At 70.1% G+C, this 18,549-nt stretch carries 13 protein-coding genes; 11 read left to right on the plus strand and 2 right to left on the minus strand.

The genetic code is table 11. The features are described from left to right. Positions 1–140 precede the first annotated feature (140 nt). The 4 genes from gltB (at position 141) to INF26_RS02695 (ending at position 8,681) form a co-directional block, all read left to right on the plus strand. Positions 141–4,796 carry a glutamate synthase large subunit gene (gltB, locus tag INF26_RS02680; protein WP_193529174.1) on the plus strand — a complete coding sequence of 1,552 codons (4,656 nt, stop codon included), beginning with the start codon at positions 141–143 and terminating at the stop codon, positions 4,794–4,796. 1 nt (position 4,797) lies between these two features. Then, complete coding sequence (locus tag INF26_RS02685) at positions 4,798–6,267, plus strand: glutamate synthase subunit beta (RefSeq protein WP_193529175.1); 1,470 nt, start codon at positions 4,798–4,800, stop codon at positions 6,265–6,267. A gap of 1 nt (position 6,268) precedes the next feature. Continuing rightward, a complete protein-coding gene (locus INF26_RS02690) occupies positions 6,269–6,448 on the plus strand; it encodes a hypothetical protein (RefSeq protein WP_193529176.1) in 180 nt (59 codons plus the stop codon). A gap of 142 nt (positions 6,449–6,590) precedes the next feature. Next, the gene (locus INF26_RS02695) at positions 6,591–8,681 is read left to right on the plus strand and encodes a glutamine synthetase III family protein (RefSeq protein ID WP_193529177.1); all 2,091 of its coding nucleotides are present in this window, start codon (positions 6,591–6,593) and stop codon (positions 8,679–8,681) included. Between the two features lie 519 nt (positions 8,682–9,200). On the opposite strand, the gene INF26_RS02700 is transcribed toward INF26_RS02695, so the two are convergent. After that, the gene (locus tag INF26_RS02700; RefSeq protein ID WP_193529178.1) at positions 9,201–9,938 is read right to left on the minus strand and encodes an HAD family hydrolase; all 738 of its coding nucleotides are present in this window, start codon (positions 9,936–9,938) and stop codon (positions 9,201–9,203) included. Positions 9,939–10,176: 238 nt separating this feature from the next. On the opposite strand from INF26_RS02700, the gene rpsA reads away from it, so the two are divergent. The 7 genes from rpsA to INF26_RS02735 all read left to right on the plus strand — a co-directional run bounded on the left by rpsA (position 10,177) and on the right by INF26_RS02735 (position 16,225). Continuing rightward, the gene (gene rpsA / locus INF26_RS02705) at positions 10,177–11,382 is read left to right on the plus strand and encodes a 30S ribosomal protein S1 (RefSeq protein WP_193529179.1); all 1,206 of its coding nucleotides are present in this window, start codon (positions 10,177–10,179) and stop codon (positions 11,380–11,382) included. 331 nt (positions 11,383–11,713) lie between these two features. Next, on the plus strand, positions 11,714–12,124 hold the full coding sequence (locus INF26_RS02710) for a zinc ribbon domain-containing protein (RefSeq protein WP_193529180.1): 411 nt from the start codon (positions 11,714–11,716) through the stop codon (positions 12,122–12,124). 92 nt (positions 12,125–12,216) lie between these two features. Further along, positions 12,217–13,248 carry an ABC transporter substrate-binding protein gene (locus INF26_RS02715; RefSeq protein WP_193529181.1) on the plus strand — a complete coding sequence of 344 codons (1,032 nt, stop codon included), beginning with the start codon at positions 12,217–12,219 and terminating at the stop codon, positions 13,246–13,248. A gap of 2 nt (positions 13,249–13,250) precedes the next feature. Next, positions 13,251–14,042 carry an ABC transporter permease gene (locus INF26_RS02720; protein ID WP_193529182.1) on the plus strand — a complete coding sequence of 264 codons (792 nt, stop codon included), beginning with the start codon at positions 13,251–13,253 and terminating at the stop codon, positions 14,040–14,042. Continuing rightward, positions 14,039–14,683, plus strand: a complete 645-nt coding sequence (locus INF26_RS02725) for an ATP-binding cassette domain-containing protein (protein WP_332307289.1) — start codon at positions 14,039–14,041, stop codon at positions 14,681–14,683. The genes INF26_RS02720 and INF26_RS02725 overlap by 4 nt, the downstream gene beginning before the upstream one ends. Before the next feature lie 296 nt (positions 14,684–14,979). Next, the gene (gene coaE / locus INF26_RS02730) at positions 14,980–15,585 is read left to right on the plus strand and encodes a dephospho-CoA kinase (protein ID WP_193529184.1); all 606 of its coding nucleotides are present in this window, start codon (positions 14,980–14,982) and stop codon (positions 15,583–15,585) included. Continuing rightward, positions 15,572–16,225, plus strand: coding sequence for a lytic transglycosylase domain-containing protein (locus INF26_RS02735; RefSeq protein WP_193529185.1), 654 nt, complete (start codon positions 15,572–15,574; stop codon positions 16,223–16,225). The genes coaE and INF26_RS02735 overlap by 14 nt, the downstream gene beginning before the upstream one ends. Here the strand turns inward: INF26_RS02735 and INF26_RS02740 are convergent. Continuing rightward, on the minus strand, positions 16,212–18,497 hold the full coding sequence (locus INF26_RS02740) for a tetratricopeptide repeat protein (RefSeq protein WP_193529186.1): 2,286 nt from the start codon (positions 18,495–18,497) through the stop codon (positions 16,212–16,214). The genes INF26_RS02735 and INF26_RS02740 overlap by 14 nt on opposite strands. Between the last annotated feature and the right edge of the window lie 52 nt (positions 18,498–18,549).

Raw genomic sequence — 18,549 nt, forward strand, 5'->3', positions numbered from 1 at the left:
CGACCGTTTCCGGCGCGCGTCGCGCGGATGGCGGGCGAGAAACGGGCGCGTGGCGAGCGCGTAGCGAGTTCGTCTCGCTTTTCCCGGTGCCCGCCCTCACGGCCGTAGACTGCCCCTTGGAGTCGAACGAGGGGAGTCCCATGGACCGCGGTCTCTATCGAGAGAGCTACGAACACGACGCCTGCGGCATCGGTGCGATCGCGCACCTGCACGGGAGGCGCAGCCATCAGACGCTCGACGACGCGCTCTCGGTGCTCGTGAACCTGGAGCACCGAGGCGGCAAGGGCCTCGAGCGCAACACCGGTGACGGCGCGGGCGTGCTCTTCCAGGTCCCGCATCGCTTCTTCCGCAAGGAGGCGCAGAAGGAGGGCCACATCCTGCCTGACGAGGGTGACTACGGCGTGGCCATGCTCTTCCTGCCGCACGACGACCCGGCGGGCGTCACTACCGCGCGCCAGGTCTTCGAGCGGGGGTGCGCGGAGTGCGGCGTGCCGCTCATGTTCTGGCGCGAGGTCCCGGTGGACCCGCACGACCTGGGCTCCACGGCCCGCGCCTGCATGCCCACCATCTATCAGGCGTTCCTGCGCCGACCGGAGGACGTGTCCCGCGGCCAGGGCTTCGAGCGCCGTCTCTACGTCTGCCGCCGCACCATCGAGCGCGCGGCCGACGCCGAGCCCGCGCTCGCCGGCAAGATCTTCTACGTCTGCAGCATGTCCGCCCGCACGATTGTCTACAAGGGCATGCTCGTGGCCACGCAGATGCGCCGCTTCTACCTGGACCTGAACGACGCCGCGGTGGAGACGGCGCTCGCCCTCGTGCACTCGCGCTACTCGACCAACACGACCCCGAGCTGGGAGCGCGCCCACCCCAACCGCTATCTCATCCACAACGGCGAGATCAACACCCTGCGCGGCAACGTGAGCTGGATCCGCGCCCGCGAGCCGCGCCTCTACTCGCCCGCCTTGGGCGCCGACCTCGAGCGCGTGATGCCGATCATCAACCGCGAGGGCTCGGACTCCGCGATCCTGGACAACGTGCTCGAGTTCCTCGTCATGAACGGGCGCCCGCTCGACCGCGCGGTCACGCTCATGATGCCGGAGCCGTGGGACCACAACCCCGCGCTCGGCGAGAAGCGCCGCGCCTACGACGAGTACCAGGCCATGCTCATGGAGCCCTGGGACGGCCCGGCGGCGATCGTGTTCACGGACGGCCGCACGCTGGGCGCCGCGCTCGACCGCAACGGCCTGCGCCCCGCGCGCTACTACGTGACGCGCGACGACCGCCTGATACTGGCCTCCGAGGTGGGGACCATCGACGTCGACCCCGCCAACATCCTGCGCGCCGGCTGCCTCGGCCCCGGCGAGATGCTCGAGGTCGACCCGGTCGCCGGGCGCGTGATCGGCAACGACGAGATACGCGACCGCCTGGCGGGCGAGAAGCCCTATCGCGACTGGATCGACGAGGAGACGATCGACCTTACGGACCTGCCCGCGCCGGCGCGGGACCTGCCGAGGTCCGCCGCGAGTTCTGCAGGCGCGCCCTGTGCGCCGAAGCTGTCCGAGCGCCGGGCCTCGGCAGGTCCCGTGGCGGCGCCCGACGAGTCGCTCGCCGCGCGGCTCGCGAGTCACGGCTGGCACTACGACGACGTGGACGAGGTCGTGCGACCCATGGCCGAGAGGGGCTCCGTGCCCCTGGCCTCCATGGGCGTGGACGCGCCGCTCGCGTGCCTCTCCACGCGCGACCGCTCGTTCTTCGACTACTTCCACCAGCTCTTCGCGCAGGTCACCAACCCGCCGATCGACGCGCTGCGCGAGAGCATCGTCACAAGCACGAAGCTCTACCTCGGCAACCACGGCAACCTGCTCGAGGACTGTCGCGACAGCTGCCGCCTCGTGCGCCTGGACGCCCCGATCCTCTCCGACGAGGACTTCCGCCGCATCTGTGCGATCGACCGCGCGGGCTTCCGCGTGGCGAGCGCCTGCGCGACCTACCCGGCGGCGGGTGGTCCCCATGCGCTTGACGGCGCCCTCGCCGCGCTGGCCGCGCAGGTCGAGAAGGACGTGCGCTCGGGGGCCAACATCGTGGTAATCTCGGATCGCGCCACCGCCGGCGAGGTGGCGATCCCCTCGCTGCTCGCCCTCGGCTGCGTGCACAGCCACCTCATTCGCTGCGGCCTGCGCACCCTCGTCGACCTCGTGGTGGAGACGGGCGACGCGATCTGCGCCCACGACTTCGCGTGCCTCGTGTCCTTCTCGGCCTCCGGCATCCACCCCTACCTGGCCCACGACTGCGTCCGCGACCTCTGCGCGCGCGGCGAGCTCGACCTCGACCCCGAGGAGGCCTGCGGTCGCTACGACCGCGCGGTCACGGCCGGCATCGTCTCGATCATGTCCAAGATGGGCATCTCCACGATGCAGGGCTACCACTCCGCGCAGATCTTCGAGGTCGTGGGCCTCTCCGAGGAGCTCGTGGACCGCTGCTTCACCTACACCGCCACGCGCGTTGGCGGCCTCACGGTGGACGACCTCCAGCGTCTGCTCGACGAGCGTCACTCCGCGGCGCTCGCGCTCGGGCGCATACCGGCGCCGGGCCAGCTCCCCACGCTCGGCCTCACCAAGTGGCGTCCCGGCGCGGAGGAGCACCTCATCGACCCCAAGGCCATCTACCTGCTGCAGCGCGCCTGCCGCGAGGGAGACTACGGCCTCTTCAAGGAGTACGCCGCCTGGGTGCACCGCCCCGGGCGCGCCGTGACCCTGCGCGACCTCATGGGCTTCTCGCCCGCCGCCGACCCCGTCCCGCTCGAAGAGGTCGAGCCCGCGAGCGAGATCGTGCGCCGCTTCAACACCGGCGCCATGAGCTACGGCTCCATCAGCCGCGAGCAGCACGAGTGCCTGGCCATCGCGATGAACCGCCTGCACGGCCGCTCCAACTCCGGCGAGGGCGGGGAGGACCCCGCGCGCGAGACGCCGCGCGCAAGCGGCGACTCCGCCCGCTCCGCGATCAAGCAGGTCGCGTCCGGCCGCTTTGGCGTGACGAGCCGCTACCTGGTCTCCGCGACGGAGATCCAGATCAAGATGGCCCAGGGCGCCAAGCCGGGCGAGGGCGGCCACCTGCCCGGGCGCAAGGTCTATCCCTGGATCGCCGAGGTGCGCCAGTCCACGCCGGGCGTGAGCCTCATCTCGCCCCCGCCGCACCACGACATCTACTCGATCGAGGACCTCGCCGAGCTGATCTTCGACCTCAAGTGCGCCAACCCCGAGGCCCGCGTCTCGGTCAAGCTCTGCTCGCTCGCGGGCGTGGGCACCATCGCCACGGGCGTGGCCAAGGGCGGGGCCGACAAGATCCTCGTCTCGGGACACAACGGCGGCACCGGGGCCGCGCCGCGCGACTCGATCTACCACGCCGGCATCCCGTTCGAGATCGGCCTCGCCGAGACGCAGCAGACGCTCGTGCGCAACGGCCTGCGCTCGCGCGTGGTGCTCGAGACCGACGGCAAGCTCATGAGCGGGCGCGACGTGGCGATCGCGGCGCTTCTGGGTGCCGAGGAGTTCGGCTTCGCCACAATGCCGCTCGTCGCCTGCGGCTGCCTCATGCAGCGCGACTGCCAGCGCGACACCTGCCCGGCGGGCGTGGCCACGCAGGACGAGCGCCTGCGCTGTCGCTTCGCGGGCAGGCCCGAGCACGTGGTCAACTTCATGACGTTCGTCGCCGAGGAGCTGCGCGAGATCATGGCGTCGCTGGGCTTTAGGACGGTGGACGAGATGGTGGGTCGCGTGGACTGCCTGCGCCAGGTGCCCGTCGCCGGCGAGGCCAACTGGAAGGCCAACCGCCTGGACCTCGCCGACCTTCTCGCCGAGCCCGTCTGCGAGTACGGGCGGAAGATCCCCGGCGCCGACGCGCTCCGCTTCCTGCCGGAGATGGCCGCCGACCCCGAGCTCGGCCGCACGCTCGACGCCACGCTGCTCGTGCCCTACACGGCGCATGCCCGCGAGCACCTCGAGCCGATCCGGCTGCGCGCGGACGTGGACAACGTCAACCGCTGCGTGGGGACGCTCCTGGGCAGCCGCGTCACGGCGGCCCACCCCGAGGGCCTGCCGGAGGGCTCCGTCACCGTGGACTGCGAGGGCTCCGCGGGCCAGAGCTTCGGTGCCTTCCTGCCGGCGGGCGTCACGCTCAACGTGGCCGGCGACGCCAACGACTACTTCGGCAAGGGGCTCTCGGGCGGCGTGCTCTCCGTGCGGCCGGCCGACGGCGCCACCTACAAGTTCGACGAGAACGTGATCGTGGGCAACGTCGCCCTCTACGGCGCCACGGGCGGTCGCGCCTTCGTGAACGGCCTCGCGGGCCAGCGCTTCTGCGTGCGCAACTCCGGCGCCACCGTGGTGGTGGAGGGCGTGGGCGCGCACGGGTGCGAGTACATGACCGGCGGCTGCGTGGTCGTGCTCGGCGAGGTCGGGCCCAACTTCGCGGCCGGCATGTCGGGCGGCGTGGCCTACGTCTACGACCGCTTCGGCACGCTCCCGGGCCGCTGCAACCCCGAGCTCGTGAACCTCGAGGCGCCGGGCGAGAAGGACCTCGAGCTCGTGCGCGCGCTCGTGGAGGAGCACGTGCGCCGCACGGCGAGCCCGCGCGGCATCAAGCTGCTCTACCAGTTCGACGAGGTCCGACGGAGCTTCGTGAAGGTGATCCCGCGCGACTACGAGCGGGTCCTCGGCCTGGTGGCCGAGGCGGAGGCGGCGGGGGAGACCCACGAGGCCGCGCTCGAGCGCGCGTTCGACGTCATGAGGGAGGGCTAGCATGGGCAGGCCGGGAGCGTTTCTGACGGTGGGCCGGCGCGCCCACGAGCTGCGCCCGATCGAGGAGCGGGTGCGCGACTACGAGGAGCTCTACGAGGAGCCGGGTGCGGACGTCCGGCGCGCGCAGGCGAGCCGCTGCATGCACTGCGGCGTCGCGTTCTGCCAGGCGGGCGTCTCGTTCGGCGGGGCGCGCCCGAGCGGCTGCCCGCTCCACAACCTCATCCCCGAGTGGAACGACCTCGTCTACCGGGGGCTCTGGCGCGAGGCGGCGGAGCGGCTGGCGCTCACCTCCCCGCTGCCGGAGTTCACGAGCCGCGTGTGCCCGGCGCTCTGCGAGGCTGCCTGCAACCTGGGGTGCCACGGAGAGCCCGAGACGATCCACGACAACGAGCGCGCGATCTCGGACTGGGAGTGGGCGCACGGCGGGCCACGGCGCTTCTCGCCCGCCGCCCCGGATGCCCCGCGCGTGGCGGTGGTGGGCTCCGGCCCCGCCGGGCTCGCGGCCGCCTGGGAGCTCGCCCGCCGAGGGGCCCGCGTGACGGTCGTGGAGCGGGCGGACCGCGCGGGAGGCCTGCTCACGTACGGCATCCCCAACATGAAGCTCCCCAAGGAGGTGGTCGCGCGCCGCGTGGCGCTCATGGAGGAGCTGGGCATCGAGTTTCGCCTGAACACGGACGCGGCCGAGAAGGACGTGGCGCGGGAGCTGCTCGCGGAATCCGACGCGGTGGTCCTGGCCGCCGGCGCGCGCGTGCCGCGCGGTCTTTCGGCGGCGGGCTTCGAGGAGGGTCTCGCCTCGGGTGGCGTGGTCTGGGCCGTGGACTACCTCACGGCCTCTACGCGCTCGCTGCTCGACGGAGGCGAGCCCGCGGTGAGCGCCGAGGGGCTCGACGTCGTGGTGATCGGCGGCGGCGACACGGGCAACGACTGCCTCGGCACCGCCGTGCGCCAGGGCGCGCGCTCGGTGCGGCAGATCGAGTTCCTGCCGCGTCCCGCCGAGCCGGGGCCGGGTGCCACGCGCTGGCCCGAGTGGCCCGCCACGCTCAAGACGGACTACGGCCAGCAGGAGGCCATCGAGCTCATGGGCGGCGAGATGCGCTCCTGGGGCGTGGACACGCTCGAGGTCCTTCTCGACGAGGCGGGCGCGGTGCGCGGCCTCACCGTCGCCGACCTCGACTGGTCGGGCGGCCGTCCCGAGCGCGTGGCGGGCAGCGAGCGGGAGATCCCCGCGCAGCTCGTGCTCGTGGCCTGCGGCTTCACGGGCCCGGAGCGCGGCGTGCTGGACGCCCTGGGCGTGGGCGTGGGGGAGCGCGGGCTGCCGGCGCCGGGTCAGAGCGCGCATCGCGCGGCGTCTGCCGGCGACACGCCGGTCTTTCTCGCCGGCGACGTGCGCAGCGGGTCCTCGCTCGTGGTGAGCGCGATCGCCGATGCGCTGGCCTGCGTGGATGAGGTTGCCGACGCGCTGGGGCTCTGACATGGGCGGACCGGACGACAGGAACGGCATCGTGTGGCTTGAGGACGGCCATGAGGCCGCCTTCGAGCCCGCGACGCCCCCGCGCCCGTGGCTCGAGGAGTCGCTGGAGTGGGGCGCGAAGAGCGACGACTCCCCGCCGGAGCCCGCCGGGGACGGTCCCGCCGAGCTCGTCTGGCTGTGAGGCCCGTGCCCTTCTCGCCATGAAATGGCCCTGAAGATGCAACCAAACCATGCGCCGCGCTTCACGTTGGCGCAACGGCTGTGAAACAATGGGCCCGTAGAGTATTCGGCCGTAAGCCACACCGCCGAGAGAAGGGGCGCACATGGGCAAGGACAGGGTCTCGCAGGAGTACGGCAGCCTGCTGTTCACCGACGCGGTGATGCAGGAGCGGCTCCCCAAGCCGACGTACAAGGAGCTCCGCCAGGTCATCGACGACGGCAAGCCGCTCGACCTCGACATCGCCAACGAGGTCGCGCACGCGATGAAGGAGTGGGCGCTCGAGAAGGGCGCCACGCACTTCGCGCACTGGTTCCAGCCGCTCACGGGCATCACGTCCGAGAAGCACGACAGCTTCCTCACGCCGATCAACGACGGCACGATCCTCATGTCCTTCTCGGGCAAGGAGCTCGTTCAGGGCGAGCCGGACGCCTCGAGCTTCCCGAGCGGCGGCCTGCGCGCCACCTTCGAGGCCCGCGGCTACACCGCCTGGGATCCCACGAGCCCGGCCTTCATCAAGGACGAGGTCCTCTGCATCCCCACCGCCTTCGTCTCCTACACCGGCGAGGCGCTCGACAAGAAGACGCCGCTTTTGCGCTCGCAGGTGGTGCTCGAGCAGCAGGCCAAGCGCGTGCTCGCGCTCTTTGGCCGCGAGCCCAAGCGCGTCTTCACCACGATCGGCCCCGAGCAGGAGTACTTCCTCGTGAAGGAGGAGGACTACGAGGCGCGCCCCGACCTCGTCTACTGCGGCCGCACGCTCTTCGGCTGCGAGCCGGTCAAGGGCCAGGAGCTGGAGGAGCACTACTTCGGCGCCATCCGCCCGACCGTCAACGACTTCATGAAGGAGGTCGACGACGAGCTCTGGAAGCTCGGCGTCCCGGTCAAGACCAAGCACAACGAGGTCGCGCCGTCCCAGCACGAGCTGGCGCCGATCTTCGAGCAGGGGTCGCTGGCCATCGACGACAACCTCCTCACGATGGAGAAGCTCAAGCTCATGGCCACCCGTCACGGTCTGGCCTGCCTCGAGCACGAGAAGCCCTTCGAGTACGTGAACGGCTCCGGCAAGCACAACAACTGGTCCATCTGCGCCGACGGCAAGAACCTGCTCGAGCCGGGCGCGGTGCCGAGCGAGAACCTGCAGTTCCTGGTGTTTCTCGCCGCGCTCGTGGCGGCCGTCGACGAGCACGCCGACCTGCTGCGCGCCTCCGTGGCCTCCGCGGGCAACGACCACCGTCTCGGCGCCAACGAGGCGCCCCCGGCGATCATCTCGGTTTTCCTGGGCGACCAGCTCCACGCCATCGTGGAGGCCCTCATCAACAAGGAAGAGCCCGAGGTCCACGAGGCCGAGGTCATGGACCTGGGCGTGCCCGCCCTGCCCGACCTCCTGCGCGACTCCACCGACCGCAACCGCACCTCGCCCTTCGCCTTCACCGGCAACAAGTTCGAGTTCCGCATGTGCGGCAGCCAGCAGAACCTGGCCGATCCCAACGTGGTCCTCAACACCGCAGTGGCCGAGCAGTGCGACCGCTTCGCCACCAAGCTCGAGGGCAAGACCGGCGACGAGTTCACCAACCTCGCCCTGCGCTGGGTGCGCCACACCCTGCGCGACCACCAGCGCGTGCTCTTCGAGGGTAACGGCTACTCCGAGGAGTGGGAGGTCGAGGCCGCCCGGCGCGGGCTGCCCAACCTCAAGACCACGCCGGACGCGCTGCCGTGCATGACCAAGCCCGAGAACGTGGCGTTCTACGAGAAGTACCACGTGCTCGACGAGGCCGAGATCCACGCGCGCTACGTCTCCAAGGCCGAGCAGTACGCCAAGCTCCTCAACATCGAGGCCAACACGATGGTCTACATGGCGCGCCACCTCTACGTGCCCGCGCTCTCCGACTACTCGGGCGACCTCGCCACGAGCGTGGCCACCAAGGCCGAGATCGGCATCGACGCCAAGGTCGAGAAGGACCTCGTGCGGACGCTCACCGCGGGGATCGCGCAGATCGACGAGGCGGCGCGCGCGCTCGAGGAGGCGAACGTCGCCGCGCGCGAGGTCGCCGACCCGCAGGCGCGCTGTGACGCCTACCGCGACGAGGTGCTCCCCGCCATGGACGCGCTGCGCGCCCCGGTCGACGCGATGGAGCGCATCTGCGGCGCCGACTACTGGCCCGTGCCCACCTACAACAAGATGCTCTTCTGGGTGTAGGGACGGCTCACAGCCTCTGACGGGCGCCCGGCACGTCGCGCATGACGTGCCGGGCGCCGCCTTTGGGGTGGTTGCGGCCGCCGATTCCTCCTCGGAGCCGTCCCGCCGCTCCTACCTGGCTTTGAGAAACGGGTTTTATGTCTGCGCGTCAAGAAGGGCTCGTATGCAGCCGGTTCAGCGCACTCTCGCGAACTGTGGGAAAATATTTTATCTCAAAACGCCGGGATTCCCGCTACCGCATAAACTTGTTTCCCAAAACCGAGAAGGTTTGCGCGAGAGGGGTCCCTCCGGGATGCGGAAGTCACCCGGAAGCGCATGACCCGCCGAACCCGGCGCTTTGCGCCCATGCAATATCGAAGATTGCCGGAAACGCACGATGTTGCGTTCTCCCGCGGGCTCACAAGAACGCATTAGCGAGAAGAGACGTCCTTTTTAGGCGTCTCGGCCAGAGATCTGCGATGCTGCGTTCCAGAGGACCCCTGGGGGAACGCAGCATCGCAATTTGTTGGAAATGCGCGGCTACGCGTCCTGCTCGTCCAGGCGGGCGACGAGGTCGGGCAGCTCGCGGGCCAGGCGCTCCATGGGGCCGCGCCAGACGGCGCCGCGCGGGCGCCCGTGACCGACGTAGGCGGTGCGCAGGCCGCAGCCGTCGCGCACGATGTCGCGAACGGCGTCGTTGCCCACCATCAGGCACTCCTCGAGCCGCACGCCCAGCTGGTTGGCGAACTCCTGGTAGTAGCGCGTGCTCGGCTTGCAGCGCGTGGAGTTCGAGTACGTCGAGACGAGCGCGAAGTCCTTCTCGTCCACGCCGGCCCAGCCCATCCGGGCGCGGTCGCACGCGAGCGAGAACGTGGGGTTGGTGGCGAGCGCGCAGATCAGGCCCGCGTCGTGCACGGCCTCGATGGCCTCGCGGGCGCCGGGCACGGGGCGTGCCGCCACGACGCCGCTCGAGAAGCCGGGGACGATCCGCTCCTCGTAGTAGGTCATGAGGTCGGCGATCACCGGGTCGTCGAGCGGGATGCCGCAGGCCTCGAGCATGGTCTTGTTGAAGAGCTGCTCGTTGGTGAGGGAGTCCTCGCGGTCCTGCGCGTCCATGGCGAGAAACGCGCGGACGTAGGGGACGCCGAGCGCGACGGGGGTCGTCCGGGCGACGCTGGCGAGCAGGCGGGAGGCACCGGCCACGTAGCGGGCGATGAACGCCGTGAGGTTGAGCCTCAGCAGCGTGTCGTCCAGGTCGAAGAGCACCGCTCTGATCACGCGCGCACCACCTCCCGTCCCTTTGCCGACGTCTTGCGGAAATTAGAGAATACCCGTTCTCCGCGCTTGAAAATCATACGCGAAAAACGCTACTCTATCGTTCGTGTGGGCATAGGGCCCGCACAACCGTATCTGTCGGCCCCCGAGAGCATGTAAGTTTCCACGTAGACGCCGCGACTTGGCACTGCAGGCAGCGACCATGACGACCGGGGCCCCGAAGTTCGAAAGGGGTCCACTTTTGAGTGAGATTCAGAACTCGTCCATCTTCGCGCTGGACGACATCTCCGACGAGGAGATGAGCAACCTCATCGACGGCACCGTGACCGACTTTGACGAGGGCGGCCTCGTCACCGGCACCGTCGTGAAGATCGAGCGCGACGAGGTCCTGCTTGACATCGGCTACAAGTCCGAGGGCGTCATCCCCTCCCGCGAGCTCTCCATCCGCAAGGACGTCAACCCCGCCGACGTCGTCGCCATGGGCGACGAGATCGAGGCTCTCGTTCTCCAGAAGGAGGACAAGGAGGGTCGTCTGGTCCTCTCCAAGAAGCGTGCCGAGTACGAGCGCGCCTGGAACGCCGTCGAGGAGAAGTTCAACTCCGGCGAGACCGTCGAGGGCGAGGTCATCGAGGTCGTCAAGGGCGGCCTGATCCTCGACATCGGCCTGCGCGGCTTCCTGCCCGCCTCCCTCGTCGACCTCCGTCGCGTCAAGGACCTCAACGCCTACCTCGGCACCCGCATCGAGGCCCGCGTCATCGAGATGGACCGCAACCGCAACAACGTCGTCCTCTCCCGTCGCGTCGTCCTCGAGGAGGCCCGCAAGGCCGAGCGCCAGGAGATCCTCTCCAAGCTCCAGGTCGGCATGCGCCTCAAGGGCACCGTCTCCTCGATCGTCGACTTCGGCGCCTTCGTCGACCTCGGCGGCATCGACGGCCTCGTGCACATCTCCGAGCTCTCCTGGAACCACGTCAACCACCCCTCCGAGGTCGTCAAGGTCGGCCAGGAGGTCGAGGTCCAGGTGCTCGACGTCGATCTCAACCGCGAGCGCATCTCCCTCGGTCTCAAGCAGACCACCGAGGACCCCTGGCGCTCCCTCGTCAAGAAGTACCCGGTCGACGCCATCGTCGAGGGTACCGTCACCAAGCTCGTCACCTTCGGTGCGTTCGTCGACCTCGGTGAGGGCGTCGAGGGCCTCGTGCACATCTCCGAGATGGCCAAGACCCACGTCGACCAGCCGTCCCAGGTCTGCGCCGTGGGCGACACCGTCCAGGTGAAGGTCATGGAGATCGACCTCGACCGTCGTCGCATCTCCCTCTCCATGAAGGCCGCCGCCGAGACCCTCGGTACCGAGGTCGAGGTCAAGCCGCTCCCCGAGAGCGAGCAGGCCGAGGCTGAGGTTGAGGCCGAGCCCGAGGCCGTCGAGGCCGAGGAGACCGTCGAGGAGTAGCCCTTCTCGCCAACGCGTCTAGGAGCGGGGTCACCTGAGGGTGGCCCCGCTTTTTGCGTCGCCCCTCGCCCTCTGCCGCTGCCCCCCTTTGAGGGTATGTACACTGTTGCAACTTTGATTTTGTGCGTGGTAAGCGCAAACCAGCAGGTAGAGCGCTTGTCGAGAAGAACATCAATTTTGAAGCAGTGTACATACCCGGAAGGGGAAGGGGGGGACAAAAGGAGGGGCAAAGGAGGGCGCGGCAGGGGTTTGCGGGCGCTCGGAGCCGCGGTATCGTTCATGCCCGAACGGGGTACGTTTACAACCGTTGACCAACGAGAGGGGAGCGGAGATGGCGTCGGGTGACTGGCAACGCAAGGTGGCGGAGTGGCTTCGCGGGAGGCAGGGGCCGGACGACCTCGCCGTCTTCTGCGTGAACCTGGCCATCGTGGTCCTGCTGGTGAACGCGCTGCTGCGCACGGGCTGGCTCGGCTGGGCGGCGCTTCTGCTCGTGGCGTACTCGATGTTCCGGATCCAGTCCAGGAACCTCGGTACCCGCGCCCATGAGAACGAGGCGTTCCTGAAGGCGCTCGGCCCCGCGCGCCCCTGGGTACAGAACCCGCGCGCCGCCTGGGGCGAGCTGCGCGCCTACAAGCACGTGCGCTGCGGCTCGTGCCGCCAGAAGGTCCGCGTGCCGCGCGGCAAGGGCCGACTGCGCGTGACGTGTCCCAAGTGCGGGACCAAGTTCGAGGTCCGCTCGTAGGGCCGCTCGGCGCCCCCAGCCCCGACCAGCGGTCGGCGTCAGCCTCGTAGTGCTATCGTTTTAATCGCATATCAACGATAGGGAGGCTCACCATGAGAGTTGACAGAAGGACGTTCCTGAAGATCGCCGGCGCCGGCTCGGCGTCGCTCGCGCTCGCGGCCTGCGGCACGACCGCCCAGGAGCCCGCGGCCGAGGAGGAGCCCGCAGCCGACGCCGAACCCGTCGCCGTGCGCACCGCGGCCCTCAAGGGCCCGACCGCCATGGGCCTCGTGCGCTTCATGAGCGAGGTCGACGCCGGCAACCTCGCGGACAACGACTACACCTTCGAGATCTACGCCGCCCCGGACGAGATCACCCCGCTCATCGCCAAGGAGGGCGTCGACATCGCCGCCGTGCCCGCCAACCTCGCGGCAACGCTCTACAACAAGACCGAGGGCGGCGTCCGCGTCATCGCGATCAACACGCTCGGCGTGCTCTACATCTGCGAGCTGGGCGACACCGTCAGAAGCGTCGAGGACCTGCGCGGCAAGACGATCTACGCCTCCGGCAAGGGCTCCACGCCCGAGTACGGCCTCCAGTACGTGCTCGAGAAGAACGGGCTCACCGTCGGCGAGGACGTGACCATCGAGTGGAAGAGCGAGCACGCCGAGTGCGTCCAGGCGCTCGCGACCGCCGAGGGCGAGGCCGTGGCGATGCTGCCGCAGCCCTTCGTGACCACCGCCCAGGCGCAGAACGACAAGATCCGCGTGGCGCTCGACCTCACCGAGGAGTGGGACCGCGTCCAGACCGGTGACGAGACGAGCTCCATGATCACCGGCGTCGCCGTCGTCCGCTCCGCCTTCGCCGACGAGAACCCCGCCGCCGTCGACGCGTTCCTGGCGCACTACGCCGAGTCCGTCGACTTCGTGAACGAGAACGTGGCGGACGCCGCGCAGCTCGTGGGCGACTACGACATCGTGCCGGCCCACGTGGCCGAGAAGGCCCTGCCCGAGTGCAACATCGTCTGCGTGACCGGCGAGGACATGAAGGAGCGCCTCTCCGGCTACCTCGCGGTCCTCGCCGACCAGAACGCGGAGGCCGTGGGCGGCGCCGTTCCCGGCGACGACTTCTACTACGGCGCGTAGGCTTGGCGCGCGCGGGCGAGAGAGGCACCGAGAAGGACGGGCGGCTCCGGACGTGGGCCGCCCGTCTCGCCTGCGTCGCCTTCTGGCTCGTGGTCTGGGAGTTCGGCGCGCGGGCGATCGACGCGCGCATCATCCTCGTGGGTCCGCTCGAGGTCCTGGCCCGTCTCGCCGAGCTGGCGACGACCGGTGAGTTCTGGGCCTCGGTGGGCGTGTCGCTCGGGCGCATCGGCGTCGGGTTTCTCGCCGCGGTCGTCGCGGGGACGGCCCTCGCGGCGCTCGCGAGCCGCGCGACCGTGGTTCGCGAGCTGCTCGCCCCGGTGATGGGCGCCATGAAGGCCGTTCCGGTGGCGTCGTTCGTGATCCTCGTCTTGCTGTGGGTCTCGTCGAGCTACCTCTCGATGGTGATCGCGCTCGTCATGGCGCTGCCCGTCGTCTACGCCAACGTGCTCGAGGGCATCTCCCAGACCGACCCCAAGCTGCTCGAGATGTGCGACGTCTTCGGCGTGCGCGGCTGGGACCGCGTGCGCCTGGTCTACGCCTCCGAGGTGCTGCCGTACTTCCGCGTCGCGGTGACGCTCGCGCTCGGCCTCTCCTGGAAGGCGGGCATCGCGGCCGAGGTGATCGGCCTGCCGGACTTCACGATCGGCGAGCACCTCTACGACGCCAAGGTCTACCTGGACACCCCGGACCTCTTCGCCTGGACCGTGGCGATCGTGGCGGTGTCCGTCGCGCTGGAGGCGCTCGTCAAGCGCGTCATGGGGCGTCTGATGGAGCGATGGGAGGCACGGCCGTGAGCGCGGGATCGCAGACGGGCGGCGACCTCGCGCTCGCCCTCCGGGATGTCGAGAAGGACTACGGCGCCGTGCGCGTCCTCGAGGGCGCGAGCGCGAACTTCGAGCCGCTTCGCCCGCACGTGATCATGGGACCCTCCGGCGCGGGCAAGACTACGCTGCTGAGGCTGCTCGCCGGGCTCGAGCGGCCGGACGCGGGTGAGGTCATGCGGGGCGCGGACGTGCGGCTGGGCATGACGTTCCAGGAGGACCGACTCTGCGAGAACCTCACGGCCACCGCGAACATCCGCCTGCCGCACGGGTATCTTCCCGACGAGCTGCTCGAGCGCTTCCTCGCGGAGGAGCGGGCGGCGATGGAGGCCTGCGGCCTGCCCGTCGACGCGCGGCCCGTGCGCGAGCTCTCGGGCGGCCAGCGGCGGCGCGTGGCGATCCTGCGCTGCGTGCTGGCCGACGCGAACACCCTGCTCTTCGACGAGCCGCTCAAGGGCATGGACGAGAAGACCGTCGACGCCGTCATGGCCTTCGTCGGGCCGCTCGTCGCCGAGAGGACCGTCCTGTGGGCCACCCACGACGAGCGCGAACTCGCCTTCTTCGAGAACCCCGTCCTCTGGCGCGTCGAGGACGGCCACGTGTCCACCTGTTAGGTCCGGCGGGGCAACATACCCCATCTGCTCACCTGCGGCCCACGCGCGCCGACATACCCTCCCCGCTCGAACAGCTTCTCCGCACCTTCGGATGCGGAGAAGAACTCGCGGATGAGGGTATGCCGGCGCGCTTTCGAGCTCGTGGCGGGGCAACATACCCCAGATGCGAGTTCTGCAGGCGCGTCCTTTGCGCCGAAGCTGTCCGAGCAGATGGGGTATGTTGCCCCGCCGCATCGCCGATCCGCCGCGCCGGCGCATGTGCGATGATGGGTCAACGGTCTAGGAAGGGGGTCGGGGTGTACACGGTGTTTCTCGCTGGGGGGACGGCGTCGGGGAAGTCGACGGTCGCGCGCGAGCTGGAGCGGCTTGGGGCGTGGCGCATCGACCTCGACGAGCTCTCGCGCGCCGTGCTCGCGCCCGGGGAGCCCTGCGTGACGGAGGTCTGCGCCGCGTTTGGCGACGACCTCGTCGACCCCGAGACCGGGGTGCTCGACCGCGCCCTTCTCGCCCGTCGCGCCTTTGCCGACGAGTCCTCCGCCGAGCTGCTCGAGGAGATCGAGCTCCCGCACATCCGCGCCATGCTCGCCCGCATGCTCACGTCCGGCATCTGCGGGCAGCACGAGCCGGCGTGCTGCGTGGTGGAGGTGCCGCTGCTCGACCGGGTGGAGTCGATGGTCGACCTCGCCGACGAGGTCGTGGTGGTGGCCTGCCCGCTCGAGGTGCGTCGCGAGCGGGCGCGTGGGCGCGGCATGGACGTGGGGGACTTCGACCGGCGCGTGGCGCGCCAGCCCTCCGACGAGTACCTGCGCTCCCACGCGACGACCGTGATCGACAACACGGGGGACGAGAGGGACCTGGTCGCGCGGGTCCGCGCCTGGTGGGACGCGCATGGCTGGGCGTAGGCCGACGCCGCGGCATGCGACCAGGCGCCCGACGCCGCGCTCGGGTGCCGCCCCGCGCGGAGGGGAGCGCTTCGCCCGCTGGTACCGGGTGGTGCCCGTGGTCGTCCTCGTCATGGTGCTCGCGGTGGTCGCCGTGGTGGTGGCCCTGCCGACCTCGCTCGGTCGCGCGCTGCACCCCGTACGTCACGCTGACCAGATAGAGGCGTCGTGCGAGCGCCACGGCGTCGACCCGCTGCTCGCCTGTGCGGTGATAGAGTGCGAGTCCGGCTGGGACGAGGGCGCGGTCTCGCCCGTCGGGGCCGTCGGGCTCATGCAGGTCATGCCGGACACGGCGCGCAGCCTCGTGTCGCTCGGCCTCGTCGACGACGACGCCTATGACCCGGACGACCTTGCTGACCCGGCGACGAACATCGAGTACGGCTGCGCCTACCTGGGCTACCTCCAGGAGCACCTCTCCGGGCTGGAGGAGGTCATCGCGGCCTACAACGCCGGCATCGGGGCCGTGCAGGGATGGATCTCGGAGGGCGGCACGATCCCGGAGGACGTCGAGTACGCCGAGACGCGTGCGTACCTGGACCGCGTGCTCGCGGCCTACGAGGCCTACCAGGACAGCTATCCGAACGGCATCACGGGCACGTGAGCGAGCGGCGGACGTCGAGAAGGGCGTCGTCGCTGATGAGCTCGTGAAGGCTCCCCGCAAGCGCGTGAGCGACGGAGAAGATTCCGGCGTCGGTGGTGGCGACGAGGGCGTCGCGCGTCTGCCGGCGCATCTTGGACACCTCGCCCGTCGGCAGTCCGGCCTGGGAGAGCGCCTCAACGATCTCGTCATCAGGCAACAGCTTGAGCTCGCTGTTTGCCGAGAGGAGGTCGTCCAGCTCCTCCCGCGCCAGCTTGGCGACCTCCGGGTGCAGGCTGATGGCGCGCTGGTAGCAGATCACCGTGAGGTCCTCGCGGCCGAGCTTCCATTCCATGAAGGCCAGGCGATAGAAGCAGATGGCGAGGTCGCGCACCATCGAGGCGTAGCCGATCGTCTCCTTGAGAAGGTCGGCGGCCTCGAAGATGCGCGACTGGTCCTCCAGGACACGGACCTTCATGAGTGCCGCGTCGGGGGTGAGGGGGGCGATGCGCATGAGCTCCTCGGCGTGGGGCAGGGCCTCCCCGGGGCGTCCGAGCAGGTTGAGCATGCGTGCGGCGAGCGAGTGCGCCGCATAGTACTCGTCGGGCACGAGCCGTACGGTGCGCCCGTCGTCCCGGAATGCGAGGTTGTAGCGGATCCGCTCGGGGAACGAGTTGAAGTAGCGGTACACCGAAGCGGTGTCGTCGAGGTAGATGCCCATGCTCGTGATGGGGGAGAGTGCTGCCTCGAGCTCGGCGAGAAGCTCCTCGAGCTGCTCGGGCGGGCACTCCTGCCCGAGCGCGGCGCGTGCCCGGTCGGTCACCGCGACGAGGTCGCCCCCGTCGACGAAGAGCCGCTCGAGCTCATCCGTTGCGGAGACGTCAGTCGTGCCCGCGACGAGCGCCCTGCTCGTGCGCTCACACGCCTCGGCGACCGTGACGTCGTCCGTCCGGTCGCGCAGGTCAACGAGGAGCGCGACGGCGCCCTGTGTGGTGTCGCCGAGCCGCGGGGCCAGCTCCCGCCAAGCGTGGGTCCGCCCCGCCTTCTCCATGATGCCGAGGTCGGCCGCGCGTCGTGCCCCGCAGGCCGTGGCAAGCGGCTCCCCGACGGGCGAGACGTCGAGCTCGATCTCCTGGTAGCGCTCCGGGGGGCAGAGCCGCTCGTCATCGAGGGCGAGGTGGGGCTTCAGGGGCTCGGATGCCGACCCCTCGCACCCACGAGCTCGCAGCGCCGGGTCGGAGGGCAGGGCCTCGACGTCCGTGCCCATGAGGCGGTCGAGTCGCTCGAGCGCCTCGACGTCGAGGTCGAGCGAGACGAGCGTCTCCCCGGTCCCGTGACCGCAGCTCACCACGACGCGCGCGAGCGCGGGGGACGACGCGAAGGCCGCCCGGGCGACCGCGAGCGCGGCACGCGCCGCATAGCCCGTGAGGATCCGCTCGCGCGCCGGCTCGTCCGAGCTCACGGCCGAGAGGCAGGTGGGGTACGGCACGGTCAGGCGCGCGCAGAGGAGGCCCCGTGCGACGTTTGCCCGGAAGGCCAGTCCCGCGCGGACCGGAAGCGGAAGGTTCTCGAACGCGTCCGCGAAGCGCGCCCGGCAGGACCACTCGCCACGCTCGTCAGTCTCGTCGGTCAGAAACTCCAGGAGCTGGGCGGCGGGGTCGTCCGCCTCGAACGTCCTGGGACGCAGGCGGTGGACGCCGGCGAGGACGGATCGGGCGCGCTCCTCGAGTGTGGCCCCGGGCGGGCACGGCCGGCCCATCAGGTCGTCGTTCAGATTGAGCGCCACCTCGAGCGCGACGATCCCGTCGTACGTCATCTCGTCGTCCATGGTGGCGCCCAGCCACCAGCGGCCGCTCCGATGGAGACGGTGGGCGCGTGTGGCCGGCGGGTCCGGCCAGTCCATGAGGCCCGTGCGACGTAGCAGGTCCGGGAGGTCGCCGAAGCCGTTCCCGCCATGGGCCACGATGTCGCGCAGCGTGGCCACCACGTCCTCGCTGTGTGAGATCATGCCCTCGAGCGCGGCGTTTCCGGGGGAGGGGCGGGCGCCCGGGACCCGGGCGGCGCCAGGCTGCGAGGCTCGCGCGCCGGGCCCCGGCTTGGCGGCGAAGATTCCCGTGCCGAAGATCACGGCGGTCACCCCGGCGAGACATCCCTGCCAGGCGGTGCGCGCCTCGCCGCGCTCGCCAGTGCCGAACGCGATGAAGAAAAGTATCGAACAGGTCGCGAGCAGGGCTCCGACGACGATGACGATACCCCCAAAGACTTTCCAGCCCGTCGTTTTTCTCGGATGCGTCACATGACCCCCTTCGACTCTGGTCAGATTGTAGCCGAGCGTTCGGACAAAAATG

It is taken from the genome of Thermophilibacter gallinarum (assembly GCF_014982725.1).
GTDB lineage: Bacteria > Actinomycetota > Coriobacteriia > Coriobacteriales > Atopobiaceae > Thermophilibacter > Thermophilibacter gallinarum.

What these genes read in the sequence shown, in the direction of transcription:
- gltB (WP_193529174.1), top strand. Translation starts at nt 141, where the DNA reads ATGGACCGCGGTCTCTATCGAGAGAGCTACGAACACGACGCCTGCGGC.
- INF26_RS02685 (WP_193529175.1), top strand. Translation starts at nt 4,798, where the DNA reads ATGGGCAGGCCGGGAGCGTTTCTGACGGTGGGCCGGCGCGCCCACGAG.
- INF26_RS02690 (WP_193529176.1), top strand. Translation starts at nt 6,269, where the DNA reads ATGGGCGGACCGGACGACAGGAACGGCATCGTGTGGCTTGAGGACGGC.
- INF26_RS02695 (WP_193529177.1), top strand. Translation starts at nt 6,591, where the DNA reads ATGGGCAAGGACAGGGTCTCGCAGGAGTACGGCAGCCTGCTGTTCACC.
- INF26_RS02710 (WP_193529180.1), top strand. Translation starts at nt 11,714, where the DNA reads ATGGCGTCGGGTGACTGGCAACGCAAGGTGGCGGAGTGGCTTCGCGGG.
- INF26_RS02715 (WP_193529181.1), top strand. Translation starts at nt 12,217, where the DNA reads ATGAGAGTTGACAGAAGGACGTTCCTGAAGATCGCCGGCGCCGGCTCG.
- INF26_RS02735 (WP_193529185.1), top strand. Translation starts at nt 15,572, where the DNA reads ATGGCTGGGCGTAGGCCGACGCCGCGGCATGCGACCAGGCGCCCGACG.